Here is a 20,504-nt window from a genome sequence, read left to right on the forward strand (position 1 = left end):
GAACGCCGCGGGATTCGACACAGCGGAGGCGTGTTGGCGGGGCAGGGCAAGAAGAAGCTGGGCACACTGGCGGGACGGCGCCGCCGGAACCTCCGGATCCTGTTCACCATCTGGGCAGCGGGGACCGTCGCGCTGCTCGTGGGAGGGGCCTTCGCGCTCTCCGACTTCCGCAGCGGCGAGGCCGCCGCCGCGATAGCGCCGGCACCGGCGCCCGTCACCGCGACCCCGCAGGTGGCCCCGGTACCGGCCGACGCCCTCGCCCCCACCGGCCCCGCCCTGGCCGCCACGCTCGCGCCGGCGCTGGGGAACGCGGGGCTGGGCAACTTCACCGGTTCGATCACCGACGCCGCCACGGGCACCGTGCTGTGGTCGAAGGACCCGGCCCGGCCGATGATCCCGGCGTCGACGACGAAGGTTCTCACCGCCGCCGCAGCGCTGCTCGCCCTGCCCGCCGAACACCGGGTCACCACCAAGGTCGTCGAGGGCAGCCGGCCGGGGGAGATCGTGCTCGTCGCCGGTGGCGATCCCACCCTCACCGCCCAGCCCCCCGGCGAGCCCGGCTTCTACGCCGGCGCCCCGCGCATCGCCGACCTCGTGCAGCAGATCCAGCGCAGCGGCGTCGTCGTCGACACGGTGCTCGTCGACACCGGTGCCTACGCCGGTGACGCCCTGGCCACCGGATGGTTCCCCGCCGACATCGCCGGCGGCTCCGTGGCGCCGATCGAACCGGTGATGCTCGACGGCGGCCGGCTGAACCCCCTCGAGGACGAGTCGCCGCGCACCCCCACCCCCGCCCTCGATGCCGGCCGGGCCCTCGCCGCCGCGCTCGGCGCGGACCCCGCCCGGGTCGCCACCGGGACAGTCCGGCCCGGAGCGGCTCCGCTGGCCGCTGTGCAGTCGGCGCCGCTGCGCGATCGGCTGGGGCAGATGATGGGTTACTCCGACAATGTCCTGGCCGAGGCCGTCGGCCGCGAGATCGCCGCGGCCGAGGGTGTCGAGCCGTCCTTCCGCGGCGCGGTCGACAGCGTCGCCGCGGCCCTGCGCGAGGCCGGATTCGACCTGACCGGGCTCACCCTCCACGACGTGAGCGGCCTGTCCGTCGACAACCGGATTCCCGCTCGGCTCCTCGACGCGGTGATGGCCGCCGCCGCCGGAACCGAACAGGCGTCGCTGCGCCCGATGCTGGACTACCTGCCGGTCGCGGGCGCCACCGGCACCCTCTCGGAGCGCTACGCCTCGACCAACCGCGACGGGGCGGGTTGGGTTCGCGCGAAGACGGGCACCCTGTCGCAGGCGAGCGGTCTGACCGGATTCGTCGTCGACACCGACGGCCGGGTGCTGACGTTCGCCCTGTTGTCCAACGACCGTTCGCCGGGCGAGAGCCGACCTGCCCTCGACGCGGTGGCGGCGACCCTCCGAGGATGCGGATGCCGATGACCGACCGGGACCGGACGCTGGGTGACGCGATCGACTGGAAGTTCGCGGCCGGGGTCGGAGCGCGCCTGACCCGGCCGGGCCCGGCGATGTCGCGGTACACCGCCGAGACCGTCGTCGCCGAGCTGGCCTCGGCCGCCGACCGCGCCGAGCCACCGGTGCGGGAGCTGACCGGCCTCGGCGACGGGCGAGACGTGCCGCCGGCCGCGGTGGTCGACCGGTCCGAATGGGTGCACGCCGCCGCCAGGTCGATGGCGGACCTCACCGGTTCCGGGCCCACCGAGGGCCGGTGGGTCGGCAAGCCCGCCGGCATGCAGGCCGGCGCGATGCTCGCGTACCTGTCCACCGCCGTGCTCGGTCAGTACGACCCGTTCTCGCGGTCGCTGCTGCTCGTGGCCCCGAACGTCGTCGCCGTCGAGCGGGCGCTGCGGGTGCCCACCGCCGACTTCCGGATGTGGGTGTGCCTGCACGAGGTCACCCACCGCGTGCAGTTCGCCGAGGCCCCGTGGATGGCGGACCTGATGCGCGAGGCGGCGGCGGAGCTGGGCCGGACCGTGGACGAGTCGTTCACCGATCTCGCCGGCCGGATCACCGGGGTCCTGCGCGATCGCCGGCCGGGGGAGGAGAAGCCCATGGCCGAGCGCGGTGTGCTCGGTCTCGTCCGAGCGGTGCAGTCCGAACCCCAGCGCACCGCCCTCGACCGCATGCTGGCCCTGGGTACCGTGCTCGAGGGCCACGCCGACCACGTGATGGACGCGGTCGGACCCTCCGTGGTGCCCGCCGTCGCGCAGATCCGGCGCGCGTTCGACAACCGTCGCCGGCGCGCCGTGAACCCCGTCCACCGCATCGTCCGTGCACTGCTCGGGATGGACGCCAAGATGGCCCAGTACGTGCAGGGCAAGAAGTTCGTCGACACCGTCGTCGAACGGGTGGGCATGGCCCGGTTCAACACCGTCTGGAGCGGACCCGACGCGATGCCGACCCTCGCCGAGATCGACGACCCCGACGCGTGGATCGCACGGGTACTGGCCTGACGGTGTCGTCCGATCGACCGCTCCTGCCCGAGACCCCTGCCGTCCACGAGGTGCGTCTGGCCGTCCGTCGCTGGGTCGCGACCCACGGCCGGTCCGTCGCGGTCGGCCTGTCCGGCGGCGCCGACTCGTCGGCTCTGACCGTCGCCGCCGTCGCCGAGGCGGATTCGGTGCACGCCGTCGTCGTCGACCACGGCCTGCAGCCCGGCTCCGGCGACGTCGCCGCCCGCGCCGCGGCATTCGCCCGGTCGGCCGGATGCGTGTCGGTACAGGTCGTCCGCGTCGCGGTGACCGGCCCCGGCGGTCCCGAGGCGGCCGCGCGTGCGGCCCGCTACCGGGCGCTCGACGAGGCCCGGGCGGGATTGCCGGTGCTGCTCGGGCACACGCTCGACGATCAGGCCGAGACGGTGCTGCTGGGGCTGGGCCGCGGTTCCGGGGCCCGCTCCCTGCGCGGCATGTGCGAGTTCGACGAGCCGTGGGGGCGCCCCCTGCTCGGCGTGCGTCGCGACGTCACCCGCCGGGCCTGTGCGGAACTGGGGTACACGCCCTACGACGACGCGCACAACAGCGACCGTCGTTTCACCAGGGTGCGGCTGCGTGAGGAGGTGCTGCCGCTGCTCGAGGACGTGCTCGGCGGTGGGGTCGCACCGGCCCTCGCGCGCACGGCCGCGCAGCTGCGCGAGGACGAGGACGCGCTGGAGGAACTGGCCGGGCGCCGGCTGGGGGAGGCCCGGGTCGGGACCGGGCTGGCGGTGGACGTCCTCGCCGGCACGCCCGTCGCGGTACGACGACGGGTCCTGCGACGATGGCTGCTCGACTCGGGGGCCTCCGCCCCGACGGACCGCAAGCTGCGAGCCGTCGACGACCTGATCGGGCAGTGGCGCGGCCAGGGCGGCGTCGCCGTGGGCGGCGGGCCGCAGCCCGGCGTCAGGTTGGTCGTCACGCGTCGGCGTGGCAGGCTGATCGTCGAGTTCGTCGGCCGGCGACAGGGTGCGGACGACTGAGGGAAGGCAGGATGAACCCGGTGTACGAGAACGACATCGCGTCGGTACTGATCTCCGAGGAACAGATCGAACAGCGCACGAAGGAGCTGGCCGAGACCATCGCCGCGCGCTATCCGGTGGGCGCACCCGAGGGTGATCTGCTGCTCATCGGCGTGCTCAAGGGCGCGATCTTCTTCATGACCGACTTCGCGCGGGCGCTGCCGATCCCCACCCAGATGGAATTCATGGCGGTCAGCTCGTACGGGTCGTCCACCTCGTCGTCCGGCGTGGTGCGCATCCTCAAGGACCTCGACAAGGACATCGCCGGCCGGAACGTGCTGATCGTCGAGGACATCATCGACTCCGGCCTCACGCTGTCCTGGCTCATGCGCAACCTCTCCTCCCGGAACCCGGCGTCCCTCGAGGTGGTGACGCTGCTGCGCAAACCGGAGGCCGTGAAGGTCGACGTCCACGTCGCCGACGTGGGATTCGACATCCCGGACGAGTTCGTCGTCGGCTACGGCCTCGACTACGACGAGCGCTACCGTGATCTGCCGTACATCGGCACCCTCGACCCGAAGGTCTACACCGACTGATCCGGGCCCGGCTTCACCGGCTCGCGCGTCGCCCGGGTCGGGGCCACGCCGCGCTGCAGGGCGCGCAGGTCGTCCTCCATGATGCGGAACAACCAGTACACGAGCACGAACGCGGCGATGCTGCCCACCGCCAGTACCCGCACCGCGACGAGGACCTGCTGGATCTCCTCGGGTGAGAGGTACGTCACGCCGGCCACCCCGACGAGCGGAACGGCCGCCGCCAGCGCCAGGTAGCGCACACTGCGGCGGTGCAGGCCCTCGAGTTCGCGGGCATCCGTGGCGTCGGTCGCCCCGTGCGGCAGGAAGGCCGGATACAACGATCGCACCATGTAGAAGGCGACCAGGAAGAACGGATAGGCGACGGCGATCGCCCCGCACACCAGGATCGACGTGAGGAAGTGCGCGGCGGAGGGGCCGTCGATGTTGCCGCCGACGAAGTGCAGTGCCACCGGGAACGCGATGCCGGCGACCGTCCACAGGGTCATCACCACGGCGGCGACGCGATCGCTGATCAGCAGTGCGTCGTGCCGCGCCCGGGCGAGTTCCACTGCGTCGTAGCTGCGGCCGCGGTGCAGACCGCGCGGGACGGTGATCAACCGTCGGCACAGATACACGATGATCACCGTGCCGAGCGGGAAGGTGATCCCGTTGATGATCAGCGCGAGCTGCTCGAATTCGCGCTGGGTGTCCGGTGGGAGCCGGTCGACGATCAGGTTCGCATTGTGCTGGTAGTTGTAGAGCGCGGCCAGCACGTTCGGGATCGCGATTGCGGCGGTGAGGATCGGCACCACGGGGCGCCGGAGCCGGGCGCGCCAGCTGTGCGGCGGCGGGTCGACGAGGTCCCGGGCCCGCGGATCGAGGCACAGGTCGAACTGCTGTGCCAGCTCCGCACCCGACGCCCACCGATCCGCCGGATCCGGTTCGAGGCACTTCGCGAGCACCCGCAGCAGAGTCTGGGGGCAGTCGGCCGGGATCCGCTCGCGCGCGGCCGCGGTCAGTCCGGAGCGTCGCCGCGCGAGCATCGTCTCGAGTGCGGGCAGGGTTTCGGCGCCTAGGTCGTCCTCGCTGTTGGGCCGGCCACCCGTGAGCAGTTCCCACAACATGACCCCGAGCGCGTAGATGTCGCTGCGGGTGTCCATGTCCGCGGCGGTGCCGGGCAGACCGGGATGGCACGCCTCGAGCTGCTCGGGCGACATGTACGCCAGGGACCCGCCGAGGTACGCCACGGCCGACGTGCCACCGACGGACTCGGCGAAACTGATGTTGAAGTCGGCGAGCTTGGGCACGCCCTCCGCCGTGAGCAGAACGTTGGCGGGCTTCACGTCGCGGTGCAGCACTCCGCGCCGATCGGCGTAGTCCAGTGCGGACGCGAGCCGGCGCCCGAGCCACGCGACGGTCTCGGGCCAGCTCAGGTTCTCGAGCCGGCTGCGCACGGTCGACTCGGCGGGCCGGATCTCCCCCTTCTCGGCGAGGGTCTCGTCGACGACGTCGAGCAGGAGCCGGCCGCTGCGCTGCTCGGGTGGGGTGGTGCGCACCCGGTGCAGCACCCGCAGCAGCGTCCCACCCGGCAGATACTGCATGTACAGCAGCCGCAGGCCGTGGTCCGGCAGGATCCGCTGGTCGAAGACACGGACGATGTAGTCGTGGTCGAGCTGGGCGAGGGTCTGGGCCTCGGTACCGCGGTCGGGGGAGATCTTCACGGCGACGAGCCGCTGCATCGAGTGCTGCCGGGCCAGGAACACCCGCCCGAAGGCGCCGCGGCCGAGGTTGGTGAGCAGGTCGAAGTCGTCGATCCGGTTCCCGGCTTCGACGTCGTCGATACCGGTCGGGACGCGGACCGGGAACGGCTCGGTCGTCGCTTCGCCGCGAGGGACGACCGCGCTGGTACGGGCTGGTTCGGTGGGCGCATCGGCCGTACGGGTGAGCTCCACGGCGGCCGTGCGGGTCGGGTCGGCCTCGGCGGTGCGGGTCGGGTCGGCCTCGGCGGTGCGGGTCGGGTCGGCCTCGGCGGTGCGGGTCGGGTCGGCCTCGGCGGTGCGGGTCGGGTCGGCCTCGGCGGTGCGGGTCGGCTCCGCCTCGGCTGTACGGGTGGGATCGGCCGCAACCGTGCGGGTCGGCTCGGCCGCAGCGGAATGGGTCGGGTCGGCCTCGGTTGCAGATTCCGGCTCCTGCATGGCCATGCGAAATGATAACCACGGTGGGGCCCGTGCCCGCAGGCGGCTGACGCGACCGGCGGGAACCTCCGGGTGGCCCCGGACGTTGACCCCTCGAACCGTGCGGGCGCGCGAGGGCAACGCTGCGCGTACACGCGGTAACCTTGCGGTGTCCGGTTCGTCGCCGGACTCCTCGGGACGACCACGATGATGACCGCACTATCGAAAGGACCGGCCGGCCGGGCCGAACCTGTATGAACCGCAAGACAGTGTTCCGTAATCTGGCGATCGTCGCCGGCATCCTGTTGGTCATCTACGCCTTCAGCTACTTCGGCGACGACACCCGCGGTTTCACCAAGGTGGACACGTCTGTCGCGCTTGCTCAGCTCGATGCGGACAACGTCAGCCGGGCGCAGATCGACGACCGCGAGCAGCAGGTACGCCTGTGGCTGAAGAGCGGCAACGAGGCGACCGGGGACGACACCGAAATCCTCGCCAAGTACCCGGAGTCGGCGTCCGAGCAGATCTTCGACAAAGTCGCCGGCGCGGGCCTCGAGAAGTTCGACACCACCGTCACCCAGGAGAGCTGGCTGACGTCGATCCTGCTGTTCGTGCTCCCGATGATCATCCTGCTCGGGGTGTTCTTCTTCGTGATGAGCCGCATGCAGGGCGGTGGCCGCGGCGGGATGATGGGCTTCGGCAAGTCCAAGGCCAAGCAGCTGACCAAGGACATGCCCAAGACCACGTTCGCCGACGTCGCCGGTGCGGACGAGGCCGTCGAAGAGCTGTACGAGATCAAGGACTTCCTCCAGAACCCGGCGCGCTACCAGGCCCTCGGCGCGAAGATCCCGAAGGGCGTCCTGCTGTACGGCCCTCCCGGCACGGGCAAGACCCTGCTCGCCCGCGCGGTTGCCGGTGAGGCCGGCGTCCCGTTCTTCACCATCTCCGGTTCGGACTTCGTGGAGATGTTCGTCGGCGTCGGTGCGTCCCGCGTGCGCGACCTGTTCGAGCAGGCCAAGCAGAACAGCCCCTGCATCATCTTCGTCGACGAGATCGACGCGGTCGGCCGTCAGCGTGGTGCCGGCCTCGGCGGCGGCCACGACGAACGGGAGCAGACGCTCAACCAGCTGCTCGTCGAAATGGACGGCTTCGGGGACCGGCAGGGCATCATCCTCATCGCCGCCACCAACCGTCCCGACATCCTGGATCCGGCCCTGCTGCGGCCGGGCCGGTTCGACCGGCAGATCCCGGTCACCAACCCCGACCTCGCCGGGCGCCGGGCGATCCTGCAGGTGCATTCCAAGGGCAAGCCGCTCGACCAGCACGCCGACCTCGAGGGACTGGCCAAGCGCACCGTCGGCATGTCCGGCGCGGACCTGGCCAACGTCGTGAACGAGGCTGCGCTGCTCACCGCGCGCGAGAACGGCACCGTGATCACCGAGGCCGCACTCGAGGAGTCGGTGGACCGGGTGATCGGCGGCCCGCGCCGCAAGAGCCGCATCATCAGCGAGCACGAGAAGAAGATCACCGCCTACCACGAGGGTGGGCACACGCTCGCCGCGTGGGCGATGCCGGACATCGAGCCGGTCTACAAGGTGACGATCCTCGCCCGCGGCCGCACCGGCGGTCACGCGATGACCGTCCCCGAGGACGACAAGGGCCTGATGACCCGCTCGGAGATGATCGCCCGCCTGGTGATGGCCATGGGTGGCCGCGCGGCCGAGGAACTCGTGTTCCACGAGCCGACGACGGGTGCCTCCTCGGACATCGACCAGGCCACCAAGATCGCCCGTGCGATGGTCACCGAGTACGGCATGAGTGCCCGCCTCGGCGCCGTCCGCTACGGGCAGGAACACGGCGACCCGTTCCTCGGCCGCTCGATGGGCGTGCAGTCCGACTACTCGCACGAGGTGGCCCGCGAGATCGACGAGGAGGTGCGCAACCTCATCGAGGCCGCGCACACCGAAGCCTGGGCGATCCTCAACGACTACCGCGACGTGCTGGACGTGCTCGCCGGGGAACTGCTCGAACACGAGACCCTCACCCGCAAGGATCTCGAGCGGATCCTCGCCTCCGTCGAGAAGCGGCCGCGGATCACCGAGTTCAACGACTTCGGTGGACGCACGCCGTCGGACAAGCCCCCCATCAAGACGCCGGCCGAGCGGGCGAAGGAACGCGGTGAGCCGTGGCCGCCGGAAGCGGTGCGCCCGTCCTTCACCAAGCCTGCCCAGCCGCAGCCGCAGCCGCAGCCGCAGCCGCTGCCGCAGTCGCAGCCCGCGGCGCCGACCAACGGGCATCCGGCGCCGGTGCCGGCGCCCGCGTCGGAGCCGCTGCCGGGCTTCGGGCAGCCGCCGTACCCGGGCGGACCCCGCCACGCCACCCGGCCCGACTACGGCGCCCCGGCGGGCTGGTCGGCACCCGGTTGGCCGCCTGCCGAGTCCGAGCGGCCGCAGAGCACCTATCCTGGGTATCCGCAATGGACCCAGCCCGCGCGCCCGGCCGACGAGGACGAGCGACAGGCCGAGCGGAACGTGGCTCCCGAGCCACCGCCGACACAGCCGTGGGAGGGGCCGACCGGTCCGCGCTGAACCCGAGTCGAGAAGAGTGGAGGTACGGTCTGGTGTCGGTGAATCACCTGGATTCCGAGGCGGATTCCGTGTCGATCGGCGGTGACGGCGAGCTCCTGCGCAGCCGGGAATCGGGCCGGGCCTTCGATCAGGCTCGCGCGGAGGCGGCCGTGCGGGAACTGCTGATCGCGGTGGGGGAGGACCCCGAGCGCGAAGGGCTGCTCGACACTCCGGCCCGGGTCGCGCGGGCGTACCGGGAGATGTTCGCCGGTCTGTACACCGATCCGGACTCGGTCCTGGACAAGACCTTCGACGAGGGCCATCAGGAACTCGTCCTGGTCCGCGACATTCCGATGTACTCGACGTGCGAGCACCACCTGGTCTCGTTCCACGGGGTCGCGCACGTCGGCTACATCCCCGGTCCCACCGGCCGGGTGACGGGCCTGTCGAAGCTGGCGCGGGTGGTGGATCTGTACGCCAAGCGGCCGCAGGTGCAGGAGCGGCTGACCAGTCAGGTGGCGGATGCGCTGATGCGCAAGCTGGATCCGGTCGGGGTGATCGTGGTCGTCGAGGCCGAGCATCTGTGCATGGCCATGCGGGGCATCCGCAAGCCGGGGGCGAGCACCACGACCTCGGCGGTGCGGGGGTTGCTGCAGACCAACTCGGCGTCGCGTGCCGAGGCCCTGGATCTGATCCTGCGCCGGTGAGCATGCTGCCGAACCCCGGTCGCCCGGTGGTGATGGGTGTGCTGAACGTGACGCGGGATTCGTTCTCGGACGGCGGCCGGTACCTCGACCGCGACGCGGCGATCGCGCACGGCCTGGAACTGCGTGACCTGGGTGTGGACATCGTCGACGTCGGTGGGGAATCCACCCGTCCCGGAGCGGCTCGCGTCGACCCGGAGGTCGAGGCCGCGCGGGTCGCGCCGGTCGTCGCCGCGTTGAGCGCCGCCGGCATTCCCACCAGTGTCGACACCATGCGTGCCTCCGTGGCCGAGGCGGCGATCGAGGCCGGGGTCACCATCGTCAACGACGTCTCGGGTGGACGCGCCGACTCTCGCATGGCCGCGGTCGTGGCCGCGGCCGGCGTGCCGTGGATCCTCATGCACTGGCGACCCGCCGGCGGCTTCGTGCACGCCGGCGGATCCACCCACTACGACGACGTGGTCCGCGAAGTGCGCGGGGAGCTGATGGTGCAGGTGGACGCCGCGATCGCGGCCGGCGTGGATCCGGCGAACATCATCCTCGATCCCGGCCTCGGCTTCGTGAAGGACGCCGACCACAACTGGGAACTGCTGCGCCGCCTGCCCGAGCTCACCGAACTCGGCTACCCGGTGCTGATCGGTGCGTCGCGCAAACGCTTCCTCGGTTCCCTGCTCGCCGCCCCCGACGGCACGATCCGGCCCCCCGGTGGCCGCGAGGTGGCCACGGCCGTCGTGTCGGCGCTCGCGGCGGAGCACGGGGCGTGGGGAGTGCGCGTGCACGACGTGCGGGCGTCGCTGGACGCTGTCGCCGTCGTCGGGGCGTGGCAGCGCGGCAGTGCGGCGGGAGGATCGGCGTGAGCGACCGGATCGAACTGCGCGGACTGCGGGTCCGCGGCCACCACGGGGTGTTCGACCACGAGAAGCGCGACGGCCAGGACTTCCTGGTGGACATCGTCGCGTGGCTCGATCTCGCACCGGCTGCGGCGAGCGACGCCCTCGACGACACCCTGCACTACGGCATCCTCGCCGAGCGGGCCGCCGCGATCGTCGCGGGCCCGTCACGCGACCTCATCGAGACCGTTGCCGGTGAGATCGCCGCCGACGTCCTCACCGACCCGCGGGTCACCCGGGTCGAGGTCACCCTGCACAAGCCGTCGGCGCCGATCCCGCTGACCTTCGCGGACGTGGCGGTGGTGGTCGAGCGCACCCGGAGCGGCTCGTGAGCCGGGCGGTGCTGTCCATCGGCTCGAACATCGGGGACCGGACCGCGCACCTGCGCTCGGTCACCGAAGCCCTCGCCGACCGGATCGTGGCCGTGTCGCCGGTGTATTCGACCGCGCCGTGGGGCGGGGTCGAGCAGCAGGACTTCCTCAACGCCGTCGTCGTCGCCGAGGACCCGTCGCTGGACTGCCGCGGCTGGCTCGACCTGGGCCGGCAGCTCGAGGCTGCCGCCGACCGGGTCCGGGAACAGCGGTGGGGTCCGCGCAGCCTCGACGTGGACGTGGTCACCTGCCACGACTCGGACGGCCGCGAGGTTCTCAGCGACGATCCCGAGCTGACCCTGCCGCATCCGCGCGCCCACCTGCGCGCCTTCGTGCTCGTCCCGTGGTGGGACGTCGAACCGCAGGCGACGCTGGTGGTCGACGGCACGCGACGGCCGTTGACGGAGTGGCTCGCGGCTCTCGCCGTCGACGAACGCGAAGGTGTGCGCCGCACCGAGTACCGGCTGGAGCCGCCGCGGTGATGAAGCCGACGCGTATCCGGGATCTGCTGGCGCTGGCGGTGCTCGCCGCCGTCGCGGCATGGCTGCTGGCGCGCGGCCTGTACGGCACGCTGCCGCCGATCCCCGTCTATGCGGGAGCGTCGCTGTATCCGGTCGCGATCGTCGAGGTGGTGCTGGCCTTCATGATCCGTTCCCGCGTCGGCAAGCACGAGATCGGCGACGGGCCGCACCAGTTGCATCCCATCACGGCGGCTCGTGCGGTGGCGCTCGCGAAGGCATCGGCATTGGTCGGTGCGGCCAGCGCGGGCATCTGGGCGGGGTTCCTGCTGTACCTGGTGCCGCAGCGACCGGTGCTCCAGGCCGCGGTCGAGGACAGCGCCGGTGTGATCGTCGGGCTGCTCGCCGGTGTGGCACTCGCGGGTGCCGCCCTGTGGCTCGAACATTGTTGCCGGACACCGGAAGATCCCGACGAGCCGGCGACCTGACGGCGGCGGCGGTCCGGGTGCGCTCGACTTTCGGGTCACGGCGGCCACGCCCAGTAGTCTGGAGCCCATGGGGACTCCGGTGCGAACGAGGAAGGGTCGTCGGCCACGGCGCAGCGCGAGTTCTGTGATCGTGGCGGCACTGCTCGCCCTGGCGCTGATCGCGTCGCTGTTCCTGGTCTTCAGCGACAGCGTCCAGCTGTTGCGTGTCGGGCTGGTGGTCGCGCTGTGGGCTGCCACCGTCGGCGCGATCGCCATGACGAAGTACCGACGCGAGTCGGCACTGGACCGCGCCAAGGTCCGGGATCTGCAGACCGTGTACGAACTGCAGCTCGAACGGGAGATCGCGGCACGCCGCGAGTACGAGCTGACCGTCGAGGAGAAGGTCCGCTCGGAGCTGCGCATCGACGCCGACCAGATGGCGGCCCTGCGGGCCGAGCTCGCTGCGCTGCGACGCAACCTCGAGGTGCTCTTCGACGGCCGGCTGCCCGAGGACCGCGCCGCGTTGTGGGCGGGCCGGGGACAACTGCAGGAGCTCGGCGGCGGGAACTTCCGGGTCACCGCCGCGCCCCGCCCGGCGGGACCGTTCTTCGCGTCGCCCGACGACGAGCCGGTGACCGCCGAGACCACGGTGGTCACCGACGGCGACACGACGACCGCTGTGCCCCGCCGCCCGGCGGGAGCGACGGCTGCTCCCGGCGCGTCTCCGGACCCGCGACGACAGGACGGGACCGGCCCCGAGGACCGGACCGAGGCCGGGACACAGCCGGAGGAACCCGAGGCCGCCGGGACACAGCCGGAGGAACCCGAGGACGCCGGGACACGACCGGAACAGCCCGAGGACGCCGGGACACAGCCGGAGCCACCCGAGGACGGGGCCTCGGACGCGGACGGCGACGCCGAGCCCACGGGCCGGCGCGCCCGGCGACGGCGGGCGGACGACGCGGGCGAGGGCGCGCACAGCCAGGGGCGCACGGTCGCGGAGATCCTCGCTGCCCTGTCCGCCGAGCGCTGAGCACCCGCCACGGCGGGTGAGGCGCAGATCACGTTCTCTGCCGTGGCCGTGGTCGCTCGCACCGCGCTATCGTCGATCGGAACGTCTGGTACCCGCCGAGCGGGACTGGAACGAACGAGAGGACTCCCGTGACCTCCTTCGGGATCACCAACGAGCCTGCGCCTGCACGACTGACGGTCGGAATCGTTTCCGCCGGGCGGGTGGGCACGGCGATCGGCGCGGCACTCGAACGCGTCGGCCACCTGGTCGTGGCCTGTTCCGCCGTTTCCGAACAGTCCAAGCACCGCGCCCGCACCCGGCTCCCGGACACCGAAATTCTCCCCGTCGACGAGGTCGCCGCTCGCTGCGACCTGCTGCTCCTCGCCGTCCCGGACTCGGAACTCCACGCCCTCGTCCGCGGCCTCGCCGCCACCGGTTCCGTATCGCGCGGCACGATCGTCGCCCACACGTCCGGCGCGAACGGCGTCGGTGTTCTCGCTCCGCTGGCAGACCAGGGCGTCGTGCCGCTCGCCATCCATCCGGCGATGACGTTCACCGGCCACGACGAGGACACCGTCCGGCTCGCGTCGGCGTGCTTCGGCATCACGGCCGCCGACGACATCGGCTACGCGATCGCCCAGTCCCTCGTGCTCGAGATCGGCGGCGAACCCGTGCGCGTCCGCGAGGAGCGGCGCGCGCTGTACCACGCCGCGCTCGCCCACGGCAGCAACCACCTCGTCACCCTCGTGGTCGATGCGGTGGAGGCGCTGCGGGTGGCGCTCGAGGGTGACGAACTGCTCGGCCAGCAACTCGTCGACGACGCGCCCGGTGGTGTCGCGGAGCGGGTGCTGCAGCCGCTGCTGGCGGCGGCGCTCGACAACGCGCTGCGCCGCGGACCGTCCGCGCTGACCGGTCCGGTCGCTCGCGGCGACGCGCAGGCCGTGGCCACGCACCTGCGGGTGCTCGACGAGGTCGAACCTCGGATCGCCGCCGGCTACCGGGCGATGTCGCTGCGTTCGGCGCAGCGCGCCGGTGCGAAACCGGAACTGATGGAGATCCTCGAAGGGGCTGATCACGGTGAGTGAAACGCAACAGGGCGGCTACGTGCGCGGCGAGTTGACCGTGCACCACGATCCCGCCGGCCTGACCAAGGTCACCAAGGCGCTGCGCGGCGTCGGCCGCACCGTGGCGCTCGTGCCGACGATGGGTGCCCTGCACGCCGGTCACCTCGAACTCGTACGGCAGGCGAAGCTCACCGGTGCCGTGGTGGTGGTGTCGATCTTCGTCAATCCGCTGCAGTTCGGCGCCGGTGAGGACCTCGACGCCTACCCCCGCACCCTCGACGCGGACCTCGCGCTGCTGCGCGAGGCCGGTGTCGAGCTGGCGTTCGCACCGACGGCGGCCGCGATGTACCCCGAGGGCAGGCGGACCATGATCCATCCGGGCCCCCTGGGAGCGGAGCTCGAGGGTGGCAGCCGCCCGACGCACTTCGCGGGCATGCTCACCGTCGTCGCGAAGCTGCTGCAGATCGCGGCGCCCAACGTCGTGTTCTTCGGCGAGAAGGACTACCAGCAGCTCGCCCTGGTCCGGCAGATGGTGCAGGACCTGAACTTCGACGTCCGCATCGTAGGTGTGCCGACGGTGCGCGAGCAGGACGGGCTCGCGCTGTCGTCGCGCAACCGCTACCTGGATCCGGAGCAGCGCCGGATCGCCACCGTGCTGTCCGCGGCGCTGGTCGCCGGGGCGCACGCCGCCGCCGGCGGGCCGGAGGCCGTGCTCACCGCCGCACGCGCGGTGCTCGCCGCCGAGCCCGCGGTGGAGCTGGACTATCTCGAACTGCGGGGTGCGGATCTCGGTCCCGCTCCGGAACGTGGCGACGGCCGGCTGCTGATCGCCGCTCGGATCGGCACCACCCGGCTCATCGACAACGTCGGTGTCGCAATCGGCACCGGATTCCTCGAACGCGAGACCGGCCCGGTCGACGCGTCCACCCCCGACGACCTGCTCACCCGCCGATAGCGCGACCGGCACGAAAAGCTGAGGAGACACCATGTTCCGCACGATGATGAAGTCGAAGATCCACCGCGCCACGGTGACCCACGCCGATCTGCACTACGTGGGCTCGGTGACCGTCGACCAGGACCTGATGGACGCCGCCGACCTGCTCGAGGGCGAGCAGGTCGCGATCGTCGACATCGACAACGGCAACCGTCTCGAAACCTACGTCATCGCGGGCGAGCGAGGCTCCGGCGTCATCGGGATCAACGGTGCCGCAGCACGTCTCGTGAGCCCCGGCGATCTCGTCATCCTCATCGCCTACGGCGTGATGAACGAGCAGGAATGCCGCGACTACAACCCGCGCGTGGTGTTCGTCGACGCGGACAACCGGCAGGTCGAACTCGGCAACGATCCGGCGCACGCGCCGGAGGGTTCCGGTCTGATCACCCCGCGCATGCTCGCCACGCTCGACTCCGGTTCGTTGGTGTAACAGTGCTCCTCGCCGTCGACGTCCGGAACACCAACGTCGTCCTCGGTCTGTTCACCGGCAGCGGCTCGCATGCGAAGTTGTTGCGGGACTGGCGGATGCGTACCGATCCGCGGATGACCGCCGACGAGCTCGCGCTCATCTTCCGTGGCCTGCTCGGCGGCTACGTCGATCAGATCACCGGGGTGACCGCGCTGTCCACGGTGCCGTCGGTGCTGCGCGAGATCCGGGTGATGTTGGCCCGCTACTGGGAACACGTGCCGCACGTGGTCGTCGAACCGGGCGTGCGCACCGGGGTGCCGCTGCTCGTCGACAACCCCAAGGAGGTCGGCGCCGACCGCATCGTCAACAGTCTTGCGGCACACCACTTCTACGGCGGTCCGTGCATCGTGGTGGACTTCGGGACGTCCACGTGCGTGGACGTGGTCTCGGCAAAGGGGGAGTTCCTCGGCGGCATCATCGCCCCCGGCATCGAGGTGTCGATGGACGCGCTCGCCTCCCAGTCCGCGGCGCTGCGCAAGGTGGAGCTGCTGCGCCCGCGCGCCGTGGTCGGCAAGAACACCGTCGAATGCATGCAGTCCGGTGCGGTTTTCGGATTCGCCGGGATGGTCGACGGGCTGGTGCGGCTGGTGCGTTCCGAGCAGCGCGGCTTCGACGGTGACGACGTCGCGGTCATCGGGACCGGCGACCGTGCGCCGCTGATCATGCCGGAATCCGAGATGCTCGAGCACCACGAACCGGACCTGACGCTGGAGGGGCTGCGCCTGGTGTACGAGCGCAATCTCGCACGGCGCGGCGCCCGATCCGCCGCAGTGGGTTCCGCCCACCGCGATCCTGTGCAAGAATAGTCGCCGTGATCCGCTGCATGAGCGCCCAGGAGTGTTGTCGAGGCTGACGTCCGCCTCGACCGTTCACACCTTCCTGGAGTCTCTCTCATGCGCACTGCGCTTGCTGCATCCTTCGTCGCCGCACCCGCCCATCCCCTCCCGCTCACCACCGAGCGCATCTATCCGGCCGGACTGGCCGCGACCGTCGCGCGCGGCGCGGTGGTCGTCGACATCCGTTCCCACGCCGAGCGCGCCGCTCAGGGCACCCTGCCCGGTGCCCTGGCCATCTCCGCGGAACTGTTGCCCCGGCGTCTGCATCCCGCCGACGACGAGCGCCTGGCGGTGGCCGTCGACCGTGACGTCGAGTGGGTCGTGGTCTCGGCCTCCGGCGCGGAGACCGATGCCGTCGTCGCGGGGCTGCAGGCCCTCGGCCTGCGCCGCGTCACCGGTCTCGTCGGCGGGTACGCGGCCCTGGCGGCGGCCGGGGTGACCGGTGCGATCGCCGCCGCCCCGCACGTCGAGGACGACGTGGCGCGCGTCACCGCACACTGATCCGTCGGGGCGCCGGTCTCCCCGGGCGCGTCGGTCCTGCGCGGGCGTCCGACGCGGTCCGATAGTCTGGTCACCCGTGAGTGATGCACCGGTTCAGCAGTCCGACGACACCCCCGAGCAGATCCGTATCCGCCGCGAGAAGCGCGAACGGATCCTGGCGCAGGGCAAGGACGCGTATCCCGTCGTCGTTCCGCGCACTCACACCCTCGCGGAGATCCGCGAGAAGTACCCCGACCTCGAGCCCGACACCGTCACCGGTGAGGAGGTCGGCGTCGCCGGCCGGGTCATCTTCTTCCGCAACACCGGCAAGCTCTGCTTCGCCACGCTGCAGGAGGGCGACGGCACCCAGTTGCAGGCGATGATCAGCCTGAACGGTGTCGGCGAGGAATCCCTCGCGGCGTGGAAGCACGAGGTGGACCTCGGTGACTTCGTGTTCGTGCACGGCGAGGTGATCAGTTCTCGTCGCGGCGAGCTCAGCGTCATGGCGGACTCGTGGCAGATGGCCGCCAAGGCGCTGCGCCCGCTGCCGGTCGCGCACAAGGAGATGAACGAGGAGACCCGGGTCCGGCAGCGCTACGCCGACCTGATCGTGCGTCCCGAGGCCCGCGCCAACGCCCGCATGCGTGTCGCGGTGGTGCGCGAGCTGCGCAATGCCCTCGAGCGGCGCGGCTTCCTCGAGGTCGAGACCCCGATGCTGCAGACCCTGCACGGTGGTGCGACGGCGCGTCCGTTCGTCACCCATTCGAACGCGCTCGACATGGATCTGTACCTGCGCATCGCGCCGGAACTGTTCCTCAAGCGCTGCGTGGTGGGTGGCATCGAGAAGGTCTTCGAGATCAACCGCAACTTTCGCAACGAGGGTGCGGACTCCACGCACTCGCCCGAATTCGCCATGCTCGAGACCTACGAGGCGTACGGCACGTACGACGATTCGGCGACGATGATTCGCGAGCTCATCCAGGAGGTGGCGATGGCGGTGTTCGGCACCCACGTCGTCACCCTCGCCGACGGCACCGAGTACGACCTCGGCGGCGAATGGAAAGTGATGGAGATGTACCCGTCACTGTCCGCGGCCATCGGCACCGAGGTCACGCCCGAGACGTCCCTCGAGGAGCTGCATGCGCTCGCCGATCGGGTGGGTCTCGAGGTTCCGGAGGGCAAGGGCTGGGGCCACGGGAAACTCGTCGAGGAATTGTGGGAGCACCAGTGCGGCGACCAGTTGCACGAGCCGACGTTCGTGCGGGACTACCCCGTCGAGACCTCGCCGCTCACCCGGCAGCACCGCAGCAAGAACGGTGTGACCGAGAAATGGGACCTGTACGTACGCGGCTTCGAACTGGCCACCGGCTACTCGGAACTCGTCGACCCCGTGATCCAGCGCGAGCGGTTCGTCGACCAGGCGCGGCTGGCCTCCGCCGGTGACGACGAGGCGATGGTCCTCGACGAGGATTTCCTCGCGGCGATGGAACAGGGAATGCCTCCGACGACCGGGACCGGCATGGGAATCGATCGATTGCTGATGGCGCTGACGGGCCTCGGAATCCGGGAAACAATCCTGTTCCCAATTGTTCGTCCGGCGAGGTAATTGGTCGCATTCGATTTCCGTATTGCCATGAATTGATTCCCGGGTATTGTTGTCTCGTACCGCGGGGGGCCGCGCTTCTTCATTCGAGAGGATTTGCAGCACATGGCAAAGAAAGTCACCGTTACCCTGATCGACGATGTGGACGGGGAGACGGCGGCGGACGAATCCGTGGAATTCGGGCTCGACGGAGTCACCTACGAGATCGATCTGTCCGAGGAAAACGCGGCCAAGCTCCGGGAAGAATTGGAGTTCTGGGTCACCCATGCCCGCAAGGTCGGTGGCCGCAAGCGCGCGAAGGTCGTGCCCACCGCGCCCGCAGCGCGCAAGTCCGCGCGTGGTGGTTCGGAACGAACCGCGGAAATCCGGGAATGGGCCCGTAACAACGACATGCCCGTCTCCGCCCGGGGACGCATCTCCGCCGAAATCATCGAGGCCTACAACAAGGCACACTGACAGCACGGCTCGACAAGGCGCACCGGCGGTAAGCCGCAAAGGCACACCGGCGGCAAAGCCGCAAAGGCACACCGGCGGCAAAGCCGCAAAGGCACACCGAGCACAGGTGCCGTCTTCCGGCCGACGAGGCGATATCCGCGACAACAGTCCCGGATATCGCCTCGTCGTCGTGGCGCGCAGATTTCGTTCCCTATTCGCACGGAAAGCGGATCGGTCGCTCGGAACGGTGCGCTGTGGCGAAGCGGAGACAATCGTCACAACTGCCCGGCCTTTCGTCTCTCGCGGCGCGCGGGCGAGATTCCCGGGTAGCGTGTCGGCCATGGCAGAGCGGATTGCCGCCCCGGGCGAGACGTGCTGGCGGGTCGATCGGGCCGATCGTCTCGCCTGCATCGTCGACGCCGCAGACTATTTCCGGTACGCCAAGTCGGCGATGCTGCAGGCTCGCAGACGGATCCTCCTGATCGGGTGGGACTTCGACACGAGGATCAAATTCGAACCCGATCGCAAGACCCTCGAGGGACCGAACCGGCTGGGTGCCTTCCTCAAGTGGTTGCCACGTCGGCAGCCGGATCTCGAGGTGATGCTGCTGAAGTGGAACATCGGCGCATTCGCCGCCATCGGACGCGGGATGACACCTGTCTTCGTGCTGAACTGGCTGAGCGACCCCCGGCTCCGGCTCGAGATCGACGGTGCTCACCCCGTGGGAGCGGCGCATCATCAGAAGATCATCGTGATCGACGACGTCGTCGCGTTCTGCGGTGGCATCGACATGACCGTGGACCGGTGGGACACCAGCGAACATCCCGACCGCAGCCGTTACCGGCGGGAGCCGAACGGTCGCCGGTACGGACCGTGGCACGACGTCACCACCGCGGTGGACGGCGCGGCCGCCCGCGCGATCGGCGAGCAGGCCCGTGCCCGGTGGAAGGCTGCGACCGGGGAGGACCTCGAGCCGGTCGAGGCCGATCACACCATCTGGCCCGAGGGGTTGCGCCCGGCGCTGCGCGATGTCGACGTCGCCGTCGCCCGCACCCTGCCCGAACTCCGCGACCGCGCCGAGGTCCGGGAGATCGAAGCCCTCTACCTAGCGGTGATCGCCGGCGCCCGTCGCACGCTCTACATGGAGAGCCAGTACCTGGCGTCCCGGACCCTCGCCGAAGCCCTCGCGAAGCGGCTGCACGAACCGGACGGCCCGCAGATCGTGCTGGTCCTGCCGCGCAACGCCGAGGGATGGCTCGAGCAGAAGGCGATGGACGGTGCCCGTCGCAAGCTGCTGCACATGCTGTGGAACGCCGACGTCCACGGGCGGTTCGCCGCCTACTACCCGGTCACCGCGGGCGGAGCGCCGATCTACGTGCACGCGAAGGTCGTCGTCATGGACGACGTGCTGCTGCGCATCGGCTCGTCGAACCTGAACAACCGGTCCCTGGGCTTCGACACCGAGTGCGATCTCTTCGTCGAGGCGGATCACGAGGGCGACCACATCAGCCGTGCGGTCGTCGAGATGCGGGAGCGTCTGCTGTCCGAGCACCTGGGGGTGTCCCCGCAGGACGTCGCCTCCGCCGTCCGGTCCGAAGGCTCGCTCGTCGCCGCGGTGGAACGGCTGCGCGGACCGGGCCGGACGCTCGAGCGGTTCGAGCCCGGCACCGTCGCCGACGAGGACAGCCCCCTCGCGGAGAACGAACTCGTCGACCCCGAACGCGCCCCGCAGCGCGTCGGACAGCGCATTCGCCGGTTGATGCCCCGCTGAGCAGCGTGTTCGCTGCTGGCGTACACGGAGGTGGGAACGCCGGGTCGACGTGCGGCGTTACCCCTCGTAGCCGGAGTTGCCGCCGGTGCCGATCGGGTGGAGGGGCAGCGCCTCGAAACGGCGGCAACTAGAGTGTCGAGTGGGGTCGTGGAACCTGGTTCCACTCGACGACTCGAGTGCCGGAGC

The 20,504-nt window shown here is 70.8% G+C and carries 20 protein-coding genes; 19 read left to right on the forward strand and 1 reads right to left on the reverse strand.

What is annotated here, in order from left to right:
- The first annotated feature begins 30 nt into the window (after positions 1-30).
- The 4 genes from dacB to hpt are packed head-to-tail and all read left to right on the forward strand — an operon-like array spanning position 31 to position 4,044.
- Positions 31-1,437 (forward strand): D-alanyl-D-alanine carboxypeptidase/D-alanyl-D-alanine endopeptidase, encoded by a 1,407-nt coding sequence (gene dacB, locus LZP97_RS23740; RefSeq protein WP_010594622.1) that lies wholly within the window; start codon positions 31-33, stop codon positions 1,435-1,437.
- A complete protein-coding gene (locus LZP97_RS23745; protein WP_010594621.1) occupies positions 1,428-2,468 on the forward strand; it encodes a zinc-dependent metalloprotease in 1,041 nt (346 codons plus the stop codon). The genes dacB and LZP97_RS23745 overlap by 10 nt, the downstream gene beginning before the upstream one ends.
- 2 nt (positions 2,469-2,470) lie before the next feature.
- The gene (gene tilS / locus LZP97_RS23750) at positions 2,471-3,469 is read left to right on the forward strand and encodes a tRNA lysidine(34) synthetase TilS (protein ID WP_040273712.1); all 999 of its coding nucleotides are present in this window, start codon (positions 2,471-2,473) and stop codon (positions 3,467-3,469) included.
- Between the two features lie 20 nt (positions 3,470-3,489).
- Complete coding sequence (hpt, locus tag LZP97_RS23755; protein ID WP_003938265.1) at positions 3,490-4,044, forward strand: hypoxanthine phosphoribosyltransferase; 555 nt, start codon at positions 3,490-3,492, stop codon at positions 4,042-4,044.
- Here hpt and LZP97_RS23760 read toward each other — a convergent pair.
- On the reverse strand, positions 4,032-6,224 hold the full coding sequence (locus tag LZP97_RS23760; protein ID WP_048773421.1) for a protein kinase domain-containing protein: 2,193 nt from the start codon (positions 6,222-6,224) through the stop codon (positions 4,032-4,034). The two genes, hpt and LZP97_RS23760, sit on opposite strands and share 13 nt — an antisense overlap.
- Before the next feature lie 227 nt (positions 6,225-6,451).
- On the opposite strand from LZP97_RS23760, the gene ftsH reads away from it, so the two are divergent.
- The 15 genes from ftsH to LZP97_RS23835 all read left to right on the forward strand — a co-directional run bounded on the left by ftsH (position 6,452) and on the right by LZP97_RS23835 (position 20,318).
- The gene (gene ftsH / locus LZP97_RS23765; protein ID WP_048773420.1) at positions 6,452-8,785 is read left to right on the forward strand and encodes an ATP-dependent zinc metalloprotease FtsH; all 2,334 of its coding nucleotides are present in this window, start codon (positions 6,452-6,454) and stop codon (positions 8,783-8,785) included.
- Positions 8,786-8,853: 68 nt separating this feature from the next.
- Entirely contained in the window at positions 8,854-9,471 is a 618-nt protein-coding gene (folE, locus tag LZP97_RS23770; RefSeq protein WP_371851040.1) for a GTP cyclohydrolase I FolE, read from the forward strand.
- 2 nt (positions 9,472-9,473) lie between these two features.
- Positions 9,474-10,325, forward strand: coding sequence for a dihydropteroate synthase (gene folP, locus LZP97_RS23775; protein ID WP_085997952.1), 852 nt, complete (start codon positions 9,474-9,476; stop codon positions 10,323-10,325).
- The gene (folB, locus tag LZP97_RS23780) at positions 10,322-10,690 is read left to right on the forward strand and encodes a dihydroneopterin aldolase (RefSeq protein WP_010594615.1); all 369 of its coding nucleotides are present in this window, start codon (positions 10,322-10,324) and stop codon (positions 10,688-10,690) included. The genes folP and folB overlap by 4 nt, the downstream gene beginning before the upstream one ends.
- The gene (gene folK, locus LZP97_RS23785) at positions 10,687-11,211 is read left to right on the forward strand and encodes a 2-amino-4-hydroxy-6-hydroxymethyldihydropteridine diphosphokinase (protein ID WP_010594614.1); all 525 of its coding nucleotides are present in this window, start codon (positions 10,687-10,689) and stop codon (positions 11,209-11,211) included. Before folB ends, folK begins: the two co-directional genes overlap by 4 nt.
- Entirely contained in the window at positions 11,211-11,675 is a 465-nt protein-coding gene (locus LZP97_RS23790) for a DUF3180 domain-containing protein (protein ID WP_017681654.1), read from the forward strand. Before folK ends, LZP97_RS23790 begins: the two co-directional genes overlap by 1 nt.
- Before the next feature lie 124 nt (positions 11,676-11,799).
- Entirely contained in the window at positions 11,800-12,687 is an 888-nt protein-coding gene (locus tag LZP97_RS23795; protein WP_010594612.1) for a DUF6779 domain-containing protein, read from the forward strand.
- 128 nt (positions 12,688-12,815) lie between these two features.
- Positions 12,816-13,751: a Rossmann-like and DUF2520 domain-containing protein gene (locus tag LZP97_RS23800; RefSeq protein ID WP_017681653.1), complete on the forward strand. Its 936-nt coding sequence runs from the start codon at positions 12,816-12,818 to the stop codon at positions 13,749-13,751.
- Complete coding sequence (gene panC / locus LZP97_RS23805; RefSeq protein ID WP_048773418.1) at positions 13,744-14,685, forward strand: pantoate--beta-alanine ligase; 942 nt, start codon at positions 13,744-13,746, stop codon at positions 14,683-14,685. Before LZP97_RS23800 ends, panC begins: the two co-directional genes overlap by 8 nt.
- Before the next feature lie 31 nt (positions 14,686-14,716).
- On the forward strand, positions 14,717-15,154 hold the full coding sequence (gene panD / locus LZP97_RS23810; RefSeq protein ID WP_003935999.1) for an aspartate 1-decarboxylase: 438 nt from the start codon (positions 14,717-14,719) through the stop codon (positions 15,152-15,154).
- Positions 15,155-15,156: 2 nt separating this feature from the next.
- Positions 15,157-15,999 carry a type III pantothenate kinase gene (locus tag LZP97_RS23815; RefSeq protein ID WP_048773416.1) on the forward strand — a complete coding sequence of 281 codons (843 nt, stop codon included), beginning with the start codon at positions 15,157-15,159 and terminating at the stop codon, positions 15,997-15,999.
- An 87-nt stretch (positions 16,000-16,086) separates the two neighbouring features.
- The gene (locus tag LZP97_RS23820; RefSeq protein ID WP_048773415.1) at positions 16,087-16,530 is read left to right on the forward strand and encodes a rhodanese-like domain-containing protein; all 444 of its coding nucleotides are present in this window, start codon (positions 16,087-16,089) and stop codon (positions 16,528-16,530) included.
- Between the two features lie 76 nt (positions 16,531-16,606).
- Positions 16,607-18,115: a lysine--tRNA ligase gene (lysS, locus tag LZP97_RS23825; protein WP_010594606.1), complete on the forward strand. Its 1,509-nt coding sequence runs from the start codon at positions 16,607-16,609 to the stop codon at positions 18,113-18,115.
- A 102-nt stretch (positions 18,116-18,217) separates the two neighbouring features.
- Entirely contained in the window at positions 18,218-18,568 is a 351-nt protein-coding gene (locus LZP97_RS23830; protein ID WP_010594605.1) for a histone-like nucleoid-structuring protein Lsr2, read from the forward strand.
- A 319-nt stretch (positions 18,569-18,887) separates the two neighbouring features.
- On the forward strand, positions 18,888-20,318 hold the full coding sequence (locus LZP97_RS23835) for a phospholipase D-like domain-containing protein (RefSeq protein ID WP_026137980.1): 1,431 nt from the start codon (positions 18,888-18,890) through the stop codon (positions 20,316-20,318).
- The last annotated feature ends 186 nt before the right edge of the window (positions 20,319-20,504 follow it).

Source organism: Rhodococcus sp. DMF-1, assembly GCF_021441945.1.
Lineage (GTDB): Bacteria > Actinomycetota > Actinomycetes > Mycobacteriales > Mycobacteriaceae > Rhodococcus > Rhodococcus ruber.